The 15,175-nt window shown below is 67.0% G+C and carries 17 protein-coding genes; 9 read left to right on the forward strand and 8 right to left on the reverse strand.

What is annotated here, in order from left to right:
* Positions 1-37 precede the first annotated feature (37 nt).
* The 4 genes from leuC to BWQ93_RS12510 all read left to right on the forward strand — a co-directional run bounded on the left by leuC (position 38) and on the right by BWQ93_RS12510 (position 3,475).
* On the forward strand, positions 38-1,468 hold the full coding sequence (gene leuC / locus BWQ93_RS12495; protein WP_077030836.1) for a 3-isopropylmalate dehydratase large subunit: 1,431 nt from the start codon (positions 38-40) through the stop codon (positions 1,466-1,468).
* Positions 1,465-2,055, forward strand: a complete 591-nt coding sequence (leuD, locus tag BWQ93_RS12500; RefSeq protein ID WP_077030837.1) for a 3-isopropylmalate dehydratase small subunit — start codon at positions 1,465-1,467, stop codon at positions 2,053-2,055. The genes leuC and leuD overlap by 4 nt, the downstream gene beginning before the upstream one ends.
* Positions 2,056-2,075: 20 nt before the next feature.
* Complete coding sequence (locus BWQ93_RS12505) at positions 2,076-3,071, forward strand: NADPH:quinone oxidoreductase family protein (RefSeq protein ID WP_077032380.1); 996 nt, start codon at positions 2,076-2,078, stop codon at positions 3,069-3,071.
* Positions 3,072-3,184: 113 nt separating this feature from the next.
* A complete protein-coding gene (locus BWQ93_RS12510) occupies positions 3,185-3,475 on the forward strand; it encodes a hypothetical protein (RefSeq protein WP_077030838.1) in 291 nt (96 codons plus the stop codon).
* 6 nt (positions 3,476-3,481) lie between these two features.
* Here BWQ93_RS12510 and BWQ93_RS12515 read toward each other — a convergent pair whose 3' ends face one another.
* The 6 genes from BWQ93_RS12515 to ald form a co-directional block, all read right to left on the reverse strand.
* A complete protein-coding gene (locus BWQ93_RS12515) occupies positions 3,482-3,832 on the reverse strand; it encodes a hypothetical protein (protein ID WP_077030839.1) in 351 nt (116 codons plus the stop codon).
* Positions 3,832-5,634, reverse strand: a complete 1,803-nt coding sequence (gene sdhA, locus BWQ93_RS12520; RefSeq protein WP_077030840.1) for a succinate dehydrogenase flavoprotein subunit — start codon at positions 5,632-5,634, stop codon at positions 3,832-3,834. Before sdhA ends, BWQ93_RS12515 begins: the two co-directional genes overlap by 1 nt.
* A gap of 1 nt (position 5,635) precedes the next feature.
* Positions 5,636-6,040, reverse strand: a complete 405-nt coding sequence (gene sdhD, locus BWQ93_RS12525) for a succinate dehydrogenase, hydrophobic membrane anchor protein (protein ID WP_077030841.1) — start codon at positions 6,038-6,040, stop codon at positions 5,636-5,638.
* On the reverse strand, positions 6,033-6,482 hold the full coding sequence (gene sdhC / locus BWQ93_RS12530) for a succinate dehydrogenase, cytochrome b556 subunit (protein WP_077030842.1): 450 nt from the start codon (positions 6,480-6,482) through the stop codon (positions 6,033-6,035). The genes sdhD and sdhC overlap by 8 nt, the downstream gene beginning before the upstream one ends.
* Positions 6,483-6,734: 252 nt before the next feature.
* Entirely contained in the window at positions 6,735-6,980 is a 246-nt protein-coding gene (locus BWQ93_RS12535; protein ID WP_077030843.1) for a hypothetical protein, read from the reverse strand.
* A gap of 21 nt (positions 6,981-7,001) precedes the next feature.
* A complete protein-coding gene (ald, locus tag BWQ93_RS12540) occupies positions 7,002-8,117 on the reverse strand; it encodes an alanine dehydrogenase (protein ID WP_077032381.1) in 1,116 nt (371 codons plus the stop codon).
* Positions 8,118-8,278: 161 nt separating this feature from the next.
* On the opposite strand from ald, the gene BWQ93_RS12545 reads away from it, so the two are divergent.
* The 5 genes from BWQ93_RS12545 to BWQ93_RS12565 all read left to right on the forward strand — a co-directional run bounded on the left by BWQ93_RS12545 (position 8,279) and on the right by BWQ93_RS12565 (position 12,871).
* Positions 8,279-8,743: an Lrp/AsnC family transcriptional regulator gene (locus BWQ93_RS12545; RefSeq protein ID WP_077030844.1), complete on the forward strand. Its 465-nt coding sequence runs from the start codon at positions 8,279-8,281 to the stop codon at positions 8,741-8,743.
* Between the two features lie 125 nt (positions 8,744-8,868).
* A complete protein-coding gene (locus BWQ93_RS12550) occupies positions 8,869-10,221 on the forward strand; it encodes a methyl-accepting chemotaxis protein (RefSeq protein ID WP_077030845.1) in 1,353 nt (450 codons plus the stop codon).
* 88 nt (positions 10,222-10,309) lie between these two features.
* Positions 10,310-11,017, forward strand: coding sequence for an SDR family NAD(P)-dependent oxidoreductase (locus BWQ93_RS12555; protein WP_077030846.1), 708 nt, complete (start codon positions 10,310-10,312; stop codon positions 11,015-11,017).
* A complete protein-coding gene (gene bla, locus BWQ93_RS12560; protein WP_156878224.1) occupies positions 11,007-11,903 on the forward strand; it encodes a subclass B3 metallo-beta-lactamase in 897 nt (298 codons plus the stop codon). The genes BWQ93_RS12555 and bla overlap by 11 nt, the downstream gene beginning before the upstream one ends.
* Positions 11,900-12,871, forward strand: a complete 972-nt coding sequence (locus tag BWQ93_RS12565) for a 50S ribosomal protein L11 methyltransferase (RefSeq protein ID WP_077030847.1) — start codon at positions 11,900-11,902, stop codon at positions 12,869-12,871. The genes bla and BWQ93_RS12565 overlap by 4 nt, the downstream gene beginning before the upstream one ends.
* A 34-nt stretch (positions 12,872-12,905) precedes the next feature.
* On the opposite strand, the gene phhA is transcribed toward BWQ93_RS12565, so the two are convergent.
* Positions 12,906-13,781, reverse strand: a complete 876-nt coding sequence (phhA, locus tag BWQ93_RS12570; protein ID WP_077030848.1) for a phenylalanine 4-monooxygenase — start codon at positions 13,779-13,781, stop codon at positions 12,906-12,908.
* A gap of 39 nt (positions 13,782-13,820) precedes the next feature.
* Positions 13,821-15,164: a PepSY-associated TM helix domain-containing protein gene (locus tag BWQ93_RS12575; protein WP_077030849.1), complete on the reverse strand. Its 1,344-nt coding sequence runs from the start codon at positions 15,162-15,164 to the stop codon at positions 13,821-13,823.
* Positions 15,165-15,175: the final 11 nt, after the last annotated feature.

Raw genomic sequence — 15,175 nt, forward strand, 5'->3', positions numbered from 1 at the left:
GCTTGCAAAGTTATCCGGCAGGCGTAAGTGAACCCGCATGACTCGGCCCCGCACCCTCTACGAGAAAATCTGGGACGCGCATGTCGTCGAACAGCGCCCCGACGGTACATGCCTGATCTTCATCGACCGTCATCTCGTCCATGAAGTCACCAGCCCGCAGGCCTTTGCCGGGCTTCGCGCCAGCGGGCGCACCGTGCGCCGTCCCGATCTGACACTCGCGGTGCCCGACCATAATCTGCCGACCACCGCGCGGCTCGACGCGAACGGCAACAAGCTGCCGATCGCCGACCCTGAGAGCGCGGCGCAATTGGCGGCGCTTGAGAAGAATGCGCCCGAATATGGCATCCGCTACATCGACGCGGTCGCGCCCGAGCAGGGCATCGTCCATGTCGTCGGCCCCGAACAGGGTTTTTCGCTGCCCGGCACGACGATCGTCTGCGGCGACAGCCACACCGCGTGCCACGGCGGCATCGGCGCGCTTGCCTTCGGCATCGGAACGAGCGAGGTCGAGCATGTGCTCGCGACGCAGACGCTGCTGCTCCAGCCGTCGAAGACGATGGAAGTGCGCGTCGAGGGCGCGGTCGGCCCGGGCGTTTCGGCGAAGGACATCATCCTCCACATCACCGGCACGATCGGCGCCGCGGGCGGCACCGGCCATGTCATCGAATATACCGGCAGCGCGATCCGCGCGCTGAGCATCGAGGGCCGGTTGACGATCAGCAATATGGCGATCGAGGGCGGCGCGCGCGCCGGGCTGATCGCGCCCGACGAGACGACCTTCGAATATCTCAAGGGCCGTCCCTATGCGCCCAAGGGCGCCGACTGGGACGCCGCGGTCGCTTGGTGGAAGAGTCTCGCGACCGATCCAGGTGCGACCTACGACAAGGTCGTGATCATCGACGCCGCCGACATCGCGCCGAGCGTGACTTGGGGCACCAGCCCCGAGGATGTCGTGCCGATTACCGGTGTCGTTCCCGATCCCGCGAGCTTCGCCGATCCCTCGAAGCAGGCCGCGGCCGCGAAATCGCTCGCTTACATGGGCCTCGAACCCGGCACGCGGATGCAGGATGTCCCGGTCGAGAATATCTTCATCGGCAGTTGCACCAACAGCCGGATCGAGGACATGCGCGCCGCCGCCGCGGTCATCAAGGGCCGCAAGAAAGCCGCCAATGTCAAATGGGCGATCGTGGTGCCCGGTTCGGGCCTGGTGAAAGCGCAGGCCGAGGCCGAGGGGCTCGACCGCATCTTCACCGACGCGGGCCTCGAGTGGCGCGAGCCGGGCTGCTCGGCATGCCTCGCGATGAACCCGGACAAAGTCCCCGCCGGCGAACGCTGCGCCTCGACGAGCAACCGCAATTTCGTCGGCCGCCAAGGGCCCGGCAGCCGCACGCATCTGGTCAGCCCCGCGATGGCGGCGGCGGCGGCGGTGACAGGCAGGCTTACCGACGTGCGGGAGTTGATGGCATGACCCCGCTGAGCGAAGTCGATGGCCGCGCAATTCCGTTCGGCCTCAAGAATGTCGACACCGACGTGATCATCCCTGCGCACTGGCTGAAGGGCACGACGCGCGAGGGTATGGGCCGCGGCGCGTTCGAGGCGATCCGCAAGGACCCCGACAATATCTTCGACAGCGCCGAGTTCAAAGGCGCGCCGATCCTGATCGCGGGCGACAATTTCGGCTGCGGGTCGAGCCGCGAACATGCCGCCTGGGCGCTCGGCGACCTCGGCATCCGCGTCGTCATCGCGCCCTCCTACTCCGACATCTTCTCGGGCAATGCGGTCAAGAACGGCATCTTGCCCGTAGTCCTACCGCAGGCGGCAATCGACCGCCTGATGGAGGTGGCACAAACCGACCCGGTGCATGTCGACCTCGAAAACCAGACGGTCACGACGCAGTTCCAGGACCGTTTCACTTTCGAGATCGATCCGTTCCGCAAGATGTGCCTGCTTGAGGGGCTCGACGAGATTTCGATCACAGAAAAAAGCGCCGCCGCGATCGGCGATTATGAAAAGAAGCTCGACGCCGAGCGTCCGTGGATGCGACCCGCGGCATGAAAGCAACAGAGGAGAAGATGATGAAGGCTCTCTTGTCGACCGCCACCGGCGGCCCCGAAACGCTGAAGCTGGGCGAACTGCCGCGCCCGACCGCGGGGGCCGGGCAGATCGTGATCGATGTGAAGGCCTGCGCGGTCAACTTCCCCGACGTGCTGATCATCGAGGATAAATATCAGTTCAAGCCCGAACGCCCCTTCGCCCCCGGCGGCGAGGTCGCCGGGCTGGTCGCCGAAGTCGGCGAGGGCGTGACCGACTTCAAGGTCGGCGACCGCGTGATCGCGGGCTGCGGCAACGGCGGCATGTCGGAAGCCATCGCCGTGTCGGTGCACAATGTCTATCATTTGCCCGAAGCCCATGATTTCGCCGCGGGTGCGTCGCTGCTAATGACCTATGGCACCAGCATCCATGCGCTCGTCGATCGCGGCCACATCAAGGAGGGCGACACTTTGCTGGTCCTCGGCGCGTCGGGCGGGGTCGGCATCGCCGCGGTCGAGCTGGGCAAGGCGTTCGGCGCACGCGTCGTCGCTGGCGTATCGAGCGAAGAGAAGGCCGGGATCGCGCGCGAGGCCGGAGCCGACGCGGTCGTCGTCTATGGCCGCGAGCCGTTCGACAAGGACCAGTCGAAGGAACTGGCGAACAAGTTCAAGGAAGCCGTCGGCCCGGGCGGCGCGAACGTCATCTACGACGCGGTCGGCGGCGATTATGCCGAGCCCGCGCTGCGCTCGATCGCATGGGAAGGCCGCTATCTGGTCGTCGGTTTCCCCGCGGGTATCCCGCGGCTGCCGCTGAACCTGACTTTGCTCAAGAGCTGCGACGTCGCCGGCGTCTTCTGGGGCGCCTTCGTCGCGCGCGAGCCCAAGCGCAACCGCGCCAATATCGCGCGGCTGTTCCAGCTGTGGGAGCAGGGCAAGATCAGCCCGCGTGTTACCGAAAGCTTCGCGCTCGCCGACGGCGGCAAGGCGATCGCCAAGCTGGGCGACCGCAGCGCGGTGGGCAAGCTGGTGGTCACCATCTGACACGGCGTTTTGCGATGAACCGAGTGCGGCCCCGGCACGCGGGTTAACCCTTTGTCAGGGGCTCGTCCCTATCGTGAAAGGCCTGACATTAGCGTTTTGCGCAGGGTAGGGACATGGCAACTCGCCGACCGACGGGTGACGAACAAAGCGCGAGCCTCGCGAATATTTCGCGCACCCGCCGCGCGCAGCTGGTGGCCGAATTCGAAGGCGACCTCGGCATAGACTATAAGGCGCGCGCGCGCGCAGCCTATGAGGCGAAGCGCTGGCAGGTGATCAAGACGATCATCGTCTGGACGATTGCGCTGCTCTTCTTCACCATCGCGTGCCAGAAATTGTGGATCCTCGGCCAAAGTGTCGACGAGCCCTTCTCGGACCTCAATCCGATCAGCGGGTGGTTCGAGTAAGCCCGCTCAGCCGTACATCGGCGGATCGGCGCGCGAGCGCAGATATTTCCCGAACAGATAGCCGGCAAAGAAGGCGGCGGTGTAAACGGCCGCCGTCATCGCCGCGAGCAGCAGGATCTCGGGCCAGCTGGTGGGCAGGAATAAGGGAATCTGCGTCAGCATCGCCCAGCCGACGAGCCAACCTCCGACACGCAGCCCGGTAAGCAGCTGAATCGGCCCGATCTGCACCCCCAGCGCGATCACCGCCATTGCCAAAAACGCGCGGACGTCGATCCGTTCGCTCATTCGGCCCACCGCAAAAAATGCGATGATCGGGGCGACCATCAGGATCGACGCCGTCGCGTCAACCGGCTGCATCAGTAAACGCGCGCCTTCGGCTTGATATATTCGGCGTCGTCCGACAGCGTATATTCGTGGACCGGGCGGTAATCGAGGCGGACGCCGCCGCCCTTGCCGCCCCAGCCGTCGAACCAGCTGATCGAGTGCTTCATCCAGTTCGCGTCGTCGCGATTGGGGAAATCCTCGTGCGCGTGGGCGCCGCGGCTTTCCTTGCGGTTGAAGGCCGAATGCATCGTCACCGTCGCTTGGCTGATCAGATTGTCGAGCTCGAGCGTTTCGATAAGGTCGGTGTTCCAGATCAGGCTGCGGTCGGTGACGCCGATGTCGTTCATCCGCTGATAGGTCTTGGTCAGCTTTTCCTTGCCCTCGGCCATCAGCTCGTCGGTGCGGAACACCGCGGCGTGCGCCGACATGGCGCGCTGCATCTCGAGGCGGATTTCGGCGGTCGGCGACGCGCCATTGGCATGGCGGAAATGGTCGAGACGGCCCAGCGCGAGGTCGGCGCTGTCGGCCGGCAACGCCGCCTGCGCCGCCCCTGGCTTGATGATGTCGCGGAGGCGATGTCCCGTCGCGCGGCCAAAGACCACAAGGTCGATCAGGCTGTTCGAGCCGAGGCGGTTCGCGCCATGGACCGACACGCACGCCGCTTCGCCGACCGCGAACAAGCCGGGGACGACGGTGTCGGGATTGCCGTCCTTCAGCGTCACGACCTCGCCATGATAGTTACAGGGGATGCCGCCCATATTATAATGGACCGTCGGCACGACCGGCAGCGGCTGGCGCGTCAGGTCTACCCCTGCGAACACCTTGCCGCTCTCGGTGATGCCGGGCAGCCGTTCGTGCAGCACCGCGGGATCGATATGGTCGAGGTGCAGGTAGATGTGGTCCTTGTGCGGGCCGACGCCGCGGCCTTCGCGGATTTCGAGCGCCATCGAGCGCGACACGACGTCGCGCGACGCCAGATCCTTTGCCGAGGGGGCATAGCGTTCCATGAAACGCTCGCCTTCGCTGTTGGTGAGGTAGCCGCCCTCGCCGCGCGCACCTTCGGTGATCAGCACGCCCGCACCATAGATGCCGGTCGGGTGGAACTGGACGAATTCCATGTCCTGCAGCGGCAGGCCCGCGCGCAGCACCATGCCACCGCCGTCGCCGGTGCAGGTGTGCGCCGAGGTCGCGGTGAAATAGGCGCGGCCGTAGCCGCCGGTCGCAAGCACGACGGCCTGCGAGCGGAAGCGGTGGATGCTGCCATCCTCCATGCAGAGCGCGATCACGCCGCGGCACGCGCCATTTTCCATGATCAGGTCGAGCGCGAAATATTCGATGAAGAAGTCCGCGTCATATTTCAGCGACTGCTGGTAGAGCGCGTGGAGCATCGCGTGGCCAGTGCGGTCGGCCGCGGCGCAGGTGCGCTGCACCGGCGGGCCCTCGCCCATATTCTGCATATGGCCGCCAAAGGGGCGCTGGTAGATGGTGCCGTCCTGGTTGCGCGAAAAGGGCACGCCGGCGTGCTCGAGCTCGTAGACCGCGGCGGGCGCCTCGCGCACCATATATTCGATCGCGTCCTGGTCGCCGAGCCAGTCGGAGCCCTTGACGGTGTCGTACATGTGCCACTGCCAATGGTCGGGAGAATTGTTGCCGAGGCTGGCGGCGATGCCGCCCTGCGCCGCGACGGTATGGCTGCGCGTCGGGAACACCTTGGTGATGCAGGCGGTCTTGAGCCCCGCCTCGGCGCTGCCCATCGTGGCGCGCAGGCCCGATCCGCCGGCGCCGACGACGACGGTGTCATAGACATGGTCGATGATCTTATACGCGTCGGTCATCTCACATCCCCCCCGGAGCGGCCACCACGGGTGCCAATGCGATGCGGGCGATCGTGAAGATGCCGAAGGCGCCGCCCCCGATCGCGTAGAAATTCAACAAGACGAGCGCGAGCAGGCGCGTCGCCTCGCCATGGACATAGTCCTCGATCAGCACCTGGAGCCCGAGGCGCAGGTGCCAGAAGACGCTGACGACGAGCAGGATCAGCGCGAAGGCGACCATCGGGTTCGCGGCCCAGCGCGACACCGCGCCATGGTCTCCGAGCGGCAGGCGAAGCAGCGAAGCGATAAGGAAGCCGACGAGCAGCAGATTGCCGAGCGCCGAGAGCCGCTGTTGCAGCCAGTGGTGCGAACCATGCTGCGCCGAGCCGAGCCCGCGGACCTTGCCGAGGTGGGTGCCATTACCCATTGAGGTTCCCCCACAGGATGAAGAGCCAGGTCGCGGCGGTCGCGAACAGCCCCGCGGCGATCACCACGGCCGACCAGAGCTTGTTGGCCTTGAGCTCATAGCCCGCGCCGGTGTCGAGCACGAAATGGCGGAGGCCCGAGAAGAGATGCTGGAAAAAGGCCCAGGTCAACCCGACCAGCACGACCTTGCCGAGGATATTGGTGATCTGGTGGAAGAGCGTGATTTCGGGGCTGGGATCCTTCCACACGATCGCCACGAACGCCGCATAGGCCTCGGGGCCCGCGGCGATGGCATAGAGCCACCAGAGGAACAGGCTGGCGCCGACGATCGCAAGACCGTCGCCGCTGACGCGGTGAAGGATCGAGACCGTCATCGCCGGTCCCCATTTATACACCTGTAAATGCGGCGAGCGCGGTCGCCCGCTCGTTTCCTTGCCAGCCATATCAGCCCCGCTTTTCTGACTCTAATGGTCGATGGGGCCGGTTAAGCCTTCCGCGCGGGATATGCAAATGCTTAGGACGGTCAGGGAGTAATTTTGGGGGAGCCGGCAAGCCACCCGGTAAATTCCGTTTGTGTCGAGCGAAGTCGAGACACGCTAGGGGCGCGCTCGCCTTCGGGGTGTCTCGACTTCGCTCGACACGAACGGAAATAGTGGGCGCTCTGCAAATCAGCGCAGGAGCGCCGCCAGAAGCGTCTACTTGATCTTCCCGCGGTTCGCGTAAAGCAGCGCCGCCAGCACCGCGGCCGAGCCGATGCCGATGCCCGCGGCCGCCGCGGCGGTTTTCCAGCCGATCTTCTTGCCGCCCTCCGCGCCCTTGTCGGCGGCTTCGGTCGCTTCGGCAGCTTCCTTCTGCGCTTGGAGTTCGCGCGCGGCGCGCAGCACTTCGTTTTCGGTCTCTTCGCCGGTGCCGGTGTCGGGGAGGTCTTCCTGGGGGGTCATGTCCGTGTCAAATCCTTGTTTTTACAGCAGCGCCTGCTCGACAGGCACATAGTCCGTCCCGACCGCTTCGGCGACGGCCTCGAACGTCACCTTACCATTCCAGACGTTAAGTCCCTGCGCAAGATGCGCATCGCGTTTCAGCGCTTCCTTCCACCCCAGGTCGGCGATGCGCAGCGCGTGCGGTAGCGTGACGTTGTTGAGCGCATAGGTGCTGGTGCGCGCCACGCCGCCGGGCATGTTCGCCACCGCATAATGGACGATGCCGTCGACCACGTAGGTCGGCTCGGCATGGGTGGTCGCGTGGCTGGTCTCGAAGCAGCCGCCCTGATCGATCGCGACATCTACGAGCACCGAGCCCGGCTGCATCGTCTTCAGCATGTCGCGGCTGACGAGCTTCGGCGCCTCGGCGCCGGGGATCAGCACCGCGCCGATGACGAGGTCGGCCTCGGCGACGCATTGGGCGAGGTTGGCGCGGTTCGAGAAGCGCGTCTTGGCGCGCGCTTCGAAGAAGGTGCCGACGCGTTCGAGCACTTCGGGGTCGCGGTCGAGGATGGTGACGTCGGCGCCGAGGCCGGCCGCCATCTGCGCCGCGTTGAATCCGACGACGCCGCCGCCGATCACGCAGACCTTGCCCGGCGCAACGCCGGGGACGCCGCCGAGCAGCACGCCGCGGCCGCCATGCGCCTTTTCGAGCGCGGTCGCGCCGGCCTGGATCGACATGCGGCCCGCGACCTGGCTCATGGGTTTCAGGAGCGGCAGGCCGCCATGGGGGGAGGTCACGGTTTCATAGGCGATGCACACCGCGCCCGACGCCATCAGGTCGCGCGTCTGGTCGGGATCGGGCGCGAGGTGGAGATAGGTGTAGAGGATCTGGCCCTCGCGCAGCATCGCGCGCTCGCCGGGCTGGGGTTCCTTGACCTTCACCACCATCTCGCAGGTTGCGAAGATTTCTTCGGCGGTCGCGACGATCTCGGCGCCGGCTTCCTCGTAGAAGCGGTCGTGCGCGCCGATGCCCGCGCCCGCGCCGGTCTGTACGAGCACGCGGTGGCCGTGCGCATGCAGTTCGCGCGCGCTTTCGGGGGTCAGGCCGACGCGATATTCGTGATTCTTGATTTCCTTGGGGGTGCCGATGATCATGGTCGCTCTCCATCCGCGGGGGCCGCGGACCCGGTCCATCGGCGCCTCTTTGTGATGACGCGCTAATAGCAAAATTGTTGCGCGAGGTGCTTGCATATCATGGGCGGATTTCGGAGAAGGGCGCACAATTTTTGCGTCATTCCCGGGAAACACGCATAATCATGGACCGGATCGACATAAGGCTGCTCGACTTGCTGCAACGCGAGGGGCCGCGCCCCGCGGCCGAGCTGGGCGAAAAGGTCGGGCTGTCGGCCTCGGCATGTCACCGCCGCATCCGCGCGCTCGAGGCGGAGGGAATCATCACCGGCTATGCCGCGCGCCTCGCTCCCGAGCGGATCGGGCTGGGGCTCGATGTCTTCGTCGACATCAGCCTGCATTCGCAAAGCGAGGAGGCGCTCACCGCATTCGAGGCGGCGGTGAAGAGTTTCGACGAAATCCTCGAATGCCAGCTCTTGTCGGGCGCGTCGGATTATCGCCTACGCGTCGCAGCGCGCAACGTCGCCGACTTCGACCGGCTGCACCGCCACTGCCTGTCGCGCCTGCCCGGGGTCGCGGCGATGCACAGCGCCTTTGCGCTGCGCACAATCAAGGCGTTCGAGGGCTATCCGGTGCGCGGCGAGGCTTGAGGCAAAATTCGCAGAGCTAGTTAACGCCGAATTTACCCCTTCCCCACATAGATCGGTCATGATTTTCGCCGGTGACAGCGGACGGCAGCGCCGCGCGCCACGAACATGGTGAGGGAAGCAGGATCATGGTGAAGGAAAATCCGATTCATAAGCAGCAGATCGATCCGATTTCGATGTCGGAGCGCTTTCCCTTCTATGACCTCGACGGCCGGCTCGCCGCCGACGGCGCCGAAATCTATCAGATCATCGCGGGGCGCGAGGAAGCGATCGCGCGCGCCTATTGGGACGTGTTCAACGAATTGCCCTCGGTCGATCGCCGCGTCGAGGGCGACCTCTACGACAGCTATGTCCGCGGCAGCGCGCACCACAGCGCGGTCAAATATCGCGACGCCGCCGGCCAGGAGGTCGCCACCATCGCGTGCCAGAACACACATATGGCGCGGCGCGTGAACCTGCCGCTCGCGTCGGTGCTGTCGTGCATGGCCGAAAGCCAGCGGCTGACCTTCGAATATATCGCCGAGGCGTGCCGCGGCGACGAGGCGCGGCTGGTCCGGCTGCAAAGTGCGCTGAACCGGCTCGGTTTGCTCGAATATGACATCATGCAGCGTTATGCCGAAAAGCTCGACCGTGCAGTCGTCTCTTCCGAGCGCCAGGCGCTCGCGGGCGATTTCGACCAATCGATCGCCTCGCTCGTGCAAGACACCGACGGCGTGCGCCGCGAGCTCGCCAAGCAGGCCGCCTCGGCCGACCAGGCCGCAAAGGGCATGATCGCCAAGACGAGCGAGGTCGCCGCGGCGTCCGAACAGTCGGCGATCGCGATGCGCGAAGCCGCCTCGACCGCCGCCGGGCTGATCCGCGCGATCGAGGATGCGCGGAGCGAAGTCGAGGCCTCGGCCAGCGTCGCGACGCGCGCTTCCGAACAGGCGGGCGAGGCGGTTGCCATGTCCGAAGCGCTGTCGCACCACGCCGAATCGATCGAGTCCATTTTGGGCCTGATCCGCGAGATCGCGGGGCAGACCAACCTGCTCGCGCTCAACGCGACGATCGAGGCCGCCCGCGCGGGCGAATCGGGCCGCGGCTTTGCCGTCGTCGCGCAGGAGGTGAAGAGCCTCGCCAACGAGACCGCGCGCGCGACCGACGACATCGCGGGCAAGATCACCGCGATCCAGCAGGCGACGCGCGGATCGGTCAGCGCCAACCAGTCGATCCAGGCGACGATCGTCGAGGTCCAGCATTCGGCGCAGCGCATCCGCGACGCGATGGACGCGCAGGCGCAGACGGTCACCTCGATCACCGCGGCGGTCGACGAAACCGCGCTCGCCGCCGACTCGATGTCGTCCACGATCGCCAGCATCCGAAACGATTCGGGCATGGTCGCGGGCGAGATCAGCGTGCTGAGCGAAGAATTCTCGCGCATGGGCGAGCGGCTGCAGTCGCTCGAAAAGGCCGCGAGCGAGTTCAGCCGCCGGGTCGCCTGAGCGCGTCGTCCACAGCTTTCCACCGGACCCCGGCCTCTGCCGGGGTTGCGCTCTAGCGCGGCATCGCCGAGGCCTCTAAGGCGAGGCCATGCAGACCCATATCCTGATCAGCGGCGCGAGCCGCGGCATCGGCGCGGCGATCGCCGAGGCGCTGGTTTCCGACACGACCAAGGTCGTCGCGCTGTCGAGCGTCGACGGCGACCTCGCCGATCCCGCGGTCCCCGACCGCATCTGGAACCGCGCGCTCGCGCATCTCGACGGGCGCATCGACGTGCTGGTGAACAACGCCGGGGTGTTCGAGGCGAACCCGGTCGATGCCGACGACGCCGAGTGGCTCGCGAACTGGAACCGCACGCAACAGATCAACCTGACCGCGAGCGCGCTCTTCTGCCGCCGCGCGGTGCTGCACTGGCAGGAGCGCGGCGAGGCAAAAGAAAAAAGGGGCGGCCGGATCGTCAATATCGCGAGCCGCGCCGCGCATCGCGGCGACAGCCCCGCGCACTGGCATTATGCCGCGTCGAAGGCGGGCATGGTGGCGATGACCAAGACGATCGCGCGCGCCTATGCGAAGGAGAATATCCTCGCCTATGCGATCTGCCCCGGCTTCACGATGACGGGCATGGCCGAAGAATATCTCAGCAGCCGAGGAGGTGACAAATTGCTCGCCGACATTCCGCTGGGGCGCGTCGCAATGCCCGAGGAAGTCGCCGAAATGGCGCGCTGGTGCGCACTGGACGCGCCCGCGTCGATGACCGGCGCGGTGCTCGACGTGAACGGGGCGAGCTATGTCCGCTAGGCTGGCGATCCTCGCCGCGCTGGCGCTCACGGGCTGCGCGCCGCAATCGGCGCCCATTGCCGCGGCGCCCGGCCCCACGGGCAAGGCGCTCGCGGCTGCCTGCGAGGGCAGCGACGGGTGGAGCGACCCCGCGCCGCCGGCGAAGATCCACGGCAACACTTATTATGTCGGCACCTGCGGCATCACCGCGCTGCTGATCGCGAGCCCCGACGGGCTGGTGCTGATCGACGGCGCGACCGAAGAGGCCGCGCTGGCCATTCTCGCCAATATCCGCGCGCTCGGTTTCGACCCCGCGAACGTCCGTTACCTGCTCGCCAGCCACGAGCATCTCGACCATGTCGGCGGGCTGAAGGCGCTGCAGGATGCGACCGGCGCTGCGGTGCTCGCCCGGAAGGAAGCCGTCGCGACGCTGACCAGCGGCGAGCCCGAGGCGATCGATCCGCAGCGCGGTGCGATCCCGCCCTTCCGCGGCGTCAAGGTCGCGCGCGAAGTGAAGGACGGCGAGGCCTTGCCGATCCGCGATATCCGCCTGACCCTTCACGCGACCCCCGGCCATACGCCGGGGAGCACGAGCTGGACCTGGCGGTCGTGCGAGGGCGGCGATTGCCGCACCATCGCCTATGTCGACAGCCTATCGGCAGTGTCCGCCGACGATTACCGGTTCAGCGACCATCCCGACTATGTCGCGATGATGCGCGCGACCTTCGCCAAAGTGCCAACGCTGCCCTGCGACTTGCTGATCACCCCGCACCCGTCGGCGAGCAATCTCTTCGCGCGGCTTTCCGGCGACGCCCCGCTTATCGATGCGAACGGCTGCAAGACCTATGCCGCCGCCGCGGCGAAACGCCTCGACGAGCGACTGGCGAAGGAAGCCGCCGCAAAATGAGCTGGATCGTCTCGCTCCCCTGCACGCGCGCCGAGGCCGAGGCGCTATCGGGGGAAATTCCCGCGCTCGACGCCGCGCCCGAGGCGCCCGTCGTGGTGACGCGCGAGATCGACGAGGAGGCCGGGCAATGGCAGCTCGACGCCTATATGGACGACCAGCCCGGCGCCGCGCTGTTGAAGCTGCTCCAGTCGCTTGTCCCGAGCGCGAAGGGCGCCAAACCCGTCGTCGCCGAACTGCCCGAGGAGGATTGGGTCACGCTGTCGCAGCAGGGGCTGGAGCCGGTGCAGGCGGGGCGCTTCTTCGTCCACACCAGCAGTCACGCCGACCGCGTACCCGCGGGCGCGACGCCCTTCCTGATCGACGCGAGCCAGGCCTTCGGCACCGGCGGGCACGACACCACCGCGGGCTGCCTGGCGATGCTCGACCGGCTGGCGCGGCAGGGCGTAAGCCCGCGCAACATCGCCGATATCGGCACCGGCACCGGGCTGCTCGCCTTTGCGGCGATGGCGCTGTGGCCGCGCGCGCGAACGATCGCGTCGGACATCGACCCCGCAAGCATCTTCGTGACCAGGGACAATGCCGCGATCAACGGCGTGCCGCTGGGGCGCGGCGGCGGGCGGCTGGCGGTCGCGGTCGCGCCGGGGACCGACCATGCGTCGATCCGCCACCGCGCGCCCTATGATCTCGTCATCGCGAACATCCTCGCCGGGCCGCTGATCACCCTTGCCCCCGATATCGCGAGCGTCACCGCGCGCGGCGGCCGCGCGATCCTCGCAGGGCTGATCGCGCGCCAGATGGAGCCGGTGCTGGCGGCCTATCGCGCGCAGGGCTTCCGCCTCGTCGCGCGCGGCGGCAGCGCCGACTGGCCGTGCCTGTTGCTGGAGAAGCGGCGGCGCCATGGATACCGCCGCAAGGAACGCGCCTTCCACCGCACCGACCCGGCCGACGCGAGCTTCGGTAGCTGGTGAGGCCAGTTCCCCTCCCGCAGGTGGGAGGGGTTTATTAAGCGGTGAGCTTCGCCAGCGCATAATCCTGCGTGCCGCGCGTAATCACTTCGTCGCCGGGCAATATGTCGGCGATGGCGATCGGCGGCAGTGCGTCATTCGCGGCATAGAGCGGCGCGAAGTCGGTATTCACCGTGGTGCCCAGCAGCTGATCGAGGCTCTCGATCACGAAATAATTCTGCTGGAAATCGTCGATCCGGTAGTCGGTGCGCATCACCCGCGCGAGATCGAAGCCGATGCGGTTCGGGCTGTCGCTGTCGAGCGCGAAAACGCTCTCGGCGTAGCTCGACACGATGCCCGCGCCGTAGATGCGCAGGCCGCCCGCCTCGCGGATCAGCCCGAATTCGACCGTGTACCAGTACAGCCGCGCGAGCTGTTTCAGCGCGTCGAATTTCAGGCTGCGCAGCCCGCCCTCGCCATACGCCACCATATAGTCGGCGAACACCGGGTCGGCGAGCATCGGGACATGGCCGAAGACGTCGTGGAAGACGTCGGGCTCTTTCAGATAGTCCAGCTGTTCGGGGGTGCGGATGAAATTGCCCGCGGGAAAGCGGCGGTTCGCGAGATGGTCGAAAAACACCGCGTCGGGGACGAGCCCCGGCACCGCGACGACCCGCCACCCCGTCGCCGCCGTCAACCGCGCGTTGAGCTCGCGATAGTCCGGAATGCCCGGTTTTTCGAGCCGCAGCACGTCGATGCCGCGGAGGAAGGCTTCGGCAGCGCGGCCCGGCAGCATCGCCGACTGGCGCGCGAACAGCCGGTCCCACATCTTATGCTCGTCGGCGGTGAAGGCGTCCCAATCCTGCGAAATCGTCCAGTCGGCCGCGGCGCCGGGCGGCGGGCTTTCGTGGACGTGGGTAAAGCCGTCTTTCATGGGCGAGGGCCTAGCATGAAATAGTTGCAAATGAAACCTTTACGCGCGCGCGACTCCGAGCCAGCGCCCCGCGCGCGGGAGATGCGGCAGGATGAGCCTTTCGGCGATCCACAGCAAGAGCAGCGATGCCGCGAGCAAGGGCAGCAGGGCGGCGAGGAGCAGCAGGATCGCCGCGGCGCCCTTCAGCCGCGCCGGGTCGCGCAGGGTTGGCGGCGCACCGAGCGCATCCCCAGGCTTGCGGCGGCGCCACATCAGGAAACCCGAGATCGCGAGGGTGAAGAGCGCGAGCGCGGTCGCCACGCCGATGACTTGATTGACCCAGCCGAACAGCTGCCCCTCGTGCCAGGCGATGCCGTAACCGACCGCGCGGTCGATGGCGTGCTTGTCGGCGAAACCGCTGCGCGACACTTCGGCGCCGGTCACGGGGTCGTAGCCGACCTTGCGCACCAGCGGGCGGTTCTGCGTCTGCGTCGTCAGCGTCCAGACATTGCCGTTGGGCGGCCCGAACAGGTTGGGCGCGCCGGGCGGCTGGACGATCGCGGGGGCGGGCATCTGCTCGGCTTTGGCCAGCGCGACGATGCGGGCGAGCGGGACAGCGGGCGCCGCATGCCCGCCATGATCGGCCATCGCCATCGCATCATGGTCGTGCGCGGCGTGGTGGTCGGCGCCGCCGCTCTTCCAGTCCTGCGCGCCCGATACCCAACCCATCTCGGCGCGCAGCGCGCGGAAGCTGCTGGCCCAGACGTCGGTCCAGGGCAGCGCGGTGAGCAGCAGCACGAGCGCGAGGCCCGATACCCAGAAGCCGGTCACCGCGTGCAGGTCGCGCAGCGCCGCCCTGCCGCCGAGCGACAGCCGCGGCCAGACCACCCCCGCCGGCCCGCGCCCGCGCGGCCACCATAGATAGAGGCCGGTCAGGATCATCACGATCGCCCAGCTGGCGGCGAGTTCGACGATCAGGCCGCCCGTACGCCCGATCAACAGGCTGCCGTGGATTTTCGCGAGCCACGCCGAGAGGCGCCGCTCGGAATCGGCCGAGCCGATTACTTGCCCCTGCGGCGACACCGCAACGTCGCGCATCGTGCCGTTGGAGAGACCGAGATGGACGACCGCGGCGTCGCCGGGCGCCTCGGGAATCCGATAATAATGAAAACTGGCGCCCGGAAAATCGCCGAGCGCGGCGGCGACCTGCGCATCGGCATCGACCGCGCTCGCGGTCGGCAGGCCGCGCCAGCCGCGCTCCTCCCACCGGTCGAGCTGCGGCTTGAACAGATAGGCCGCGCCCGTCACCGACAAGATGAGGATGAAGGGGATGACGAACAGCCCGGCATAGAAATGCCAGCGCCAGATCGTGCGATAGAGCGGAATGCGGTTGCTGTCGGTCATCCCCCGTCCCC

The sequence above is a fragment of the Sphingopyxis sp. QXT-31 genome (assembly GCF_001984035.1).
Lineage (GTDB): Bacteria > Pseudomonadota > Alphaproteobacteria > Sphingomonadales > Sphingomonadaceae > Sphingopyxis.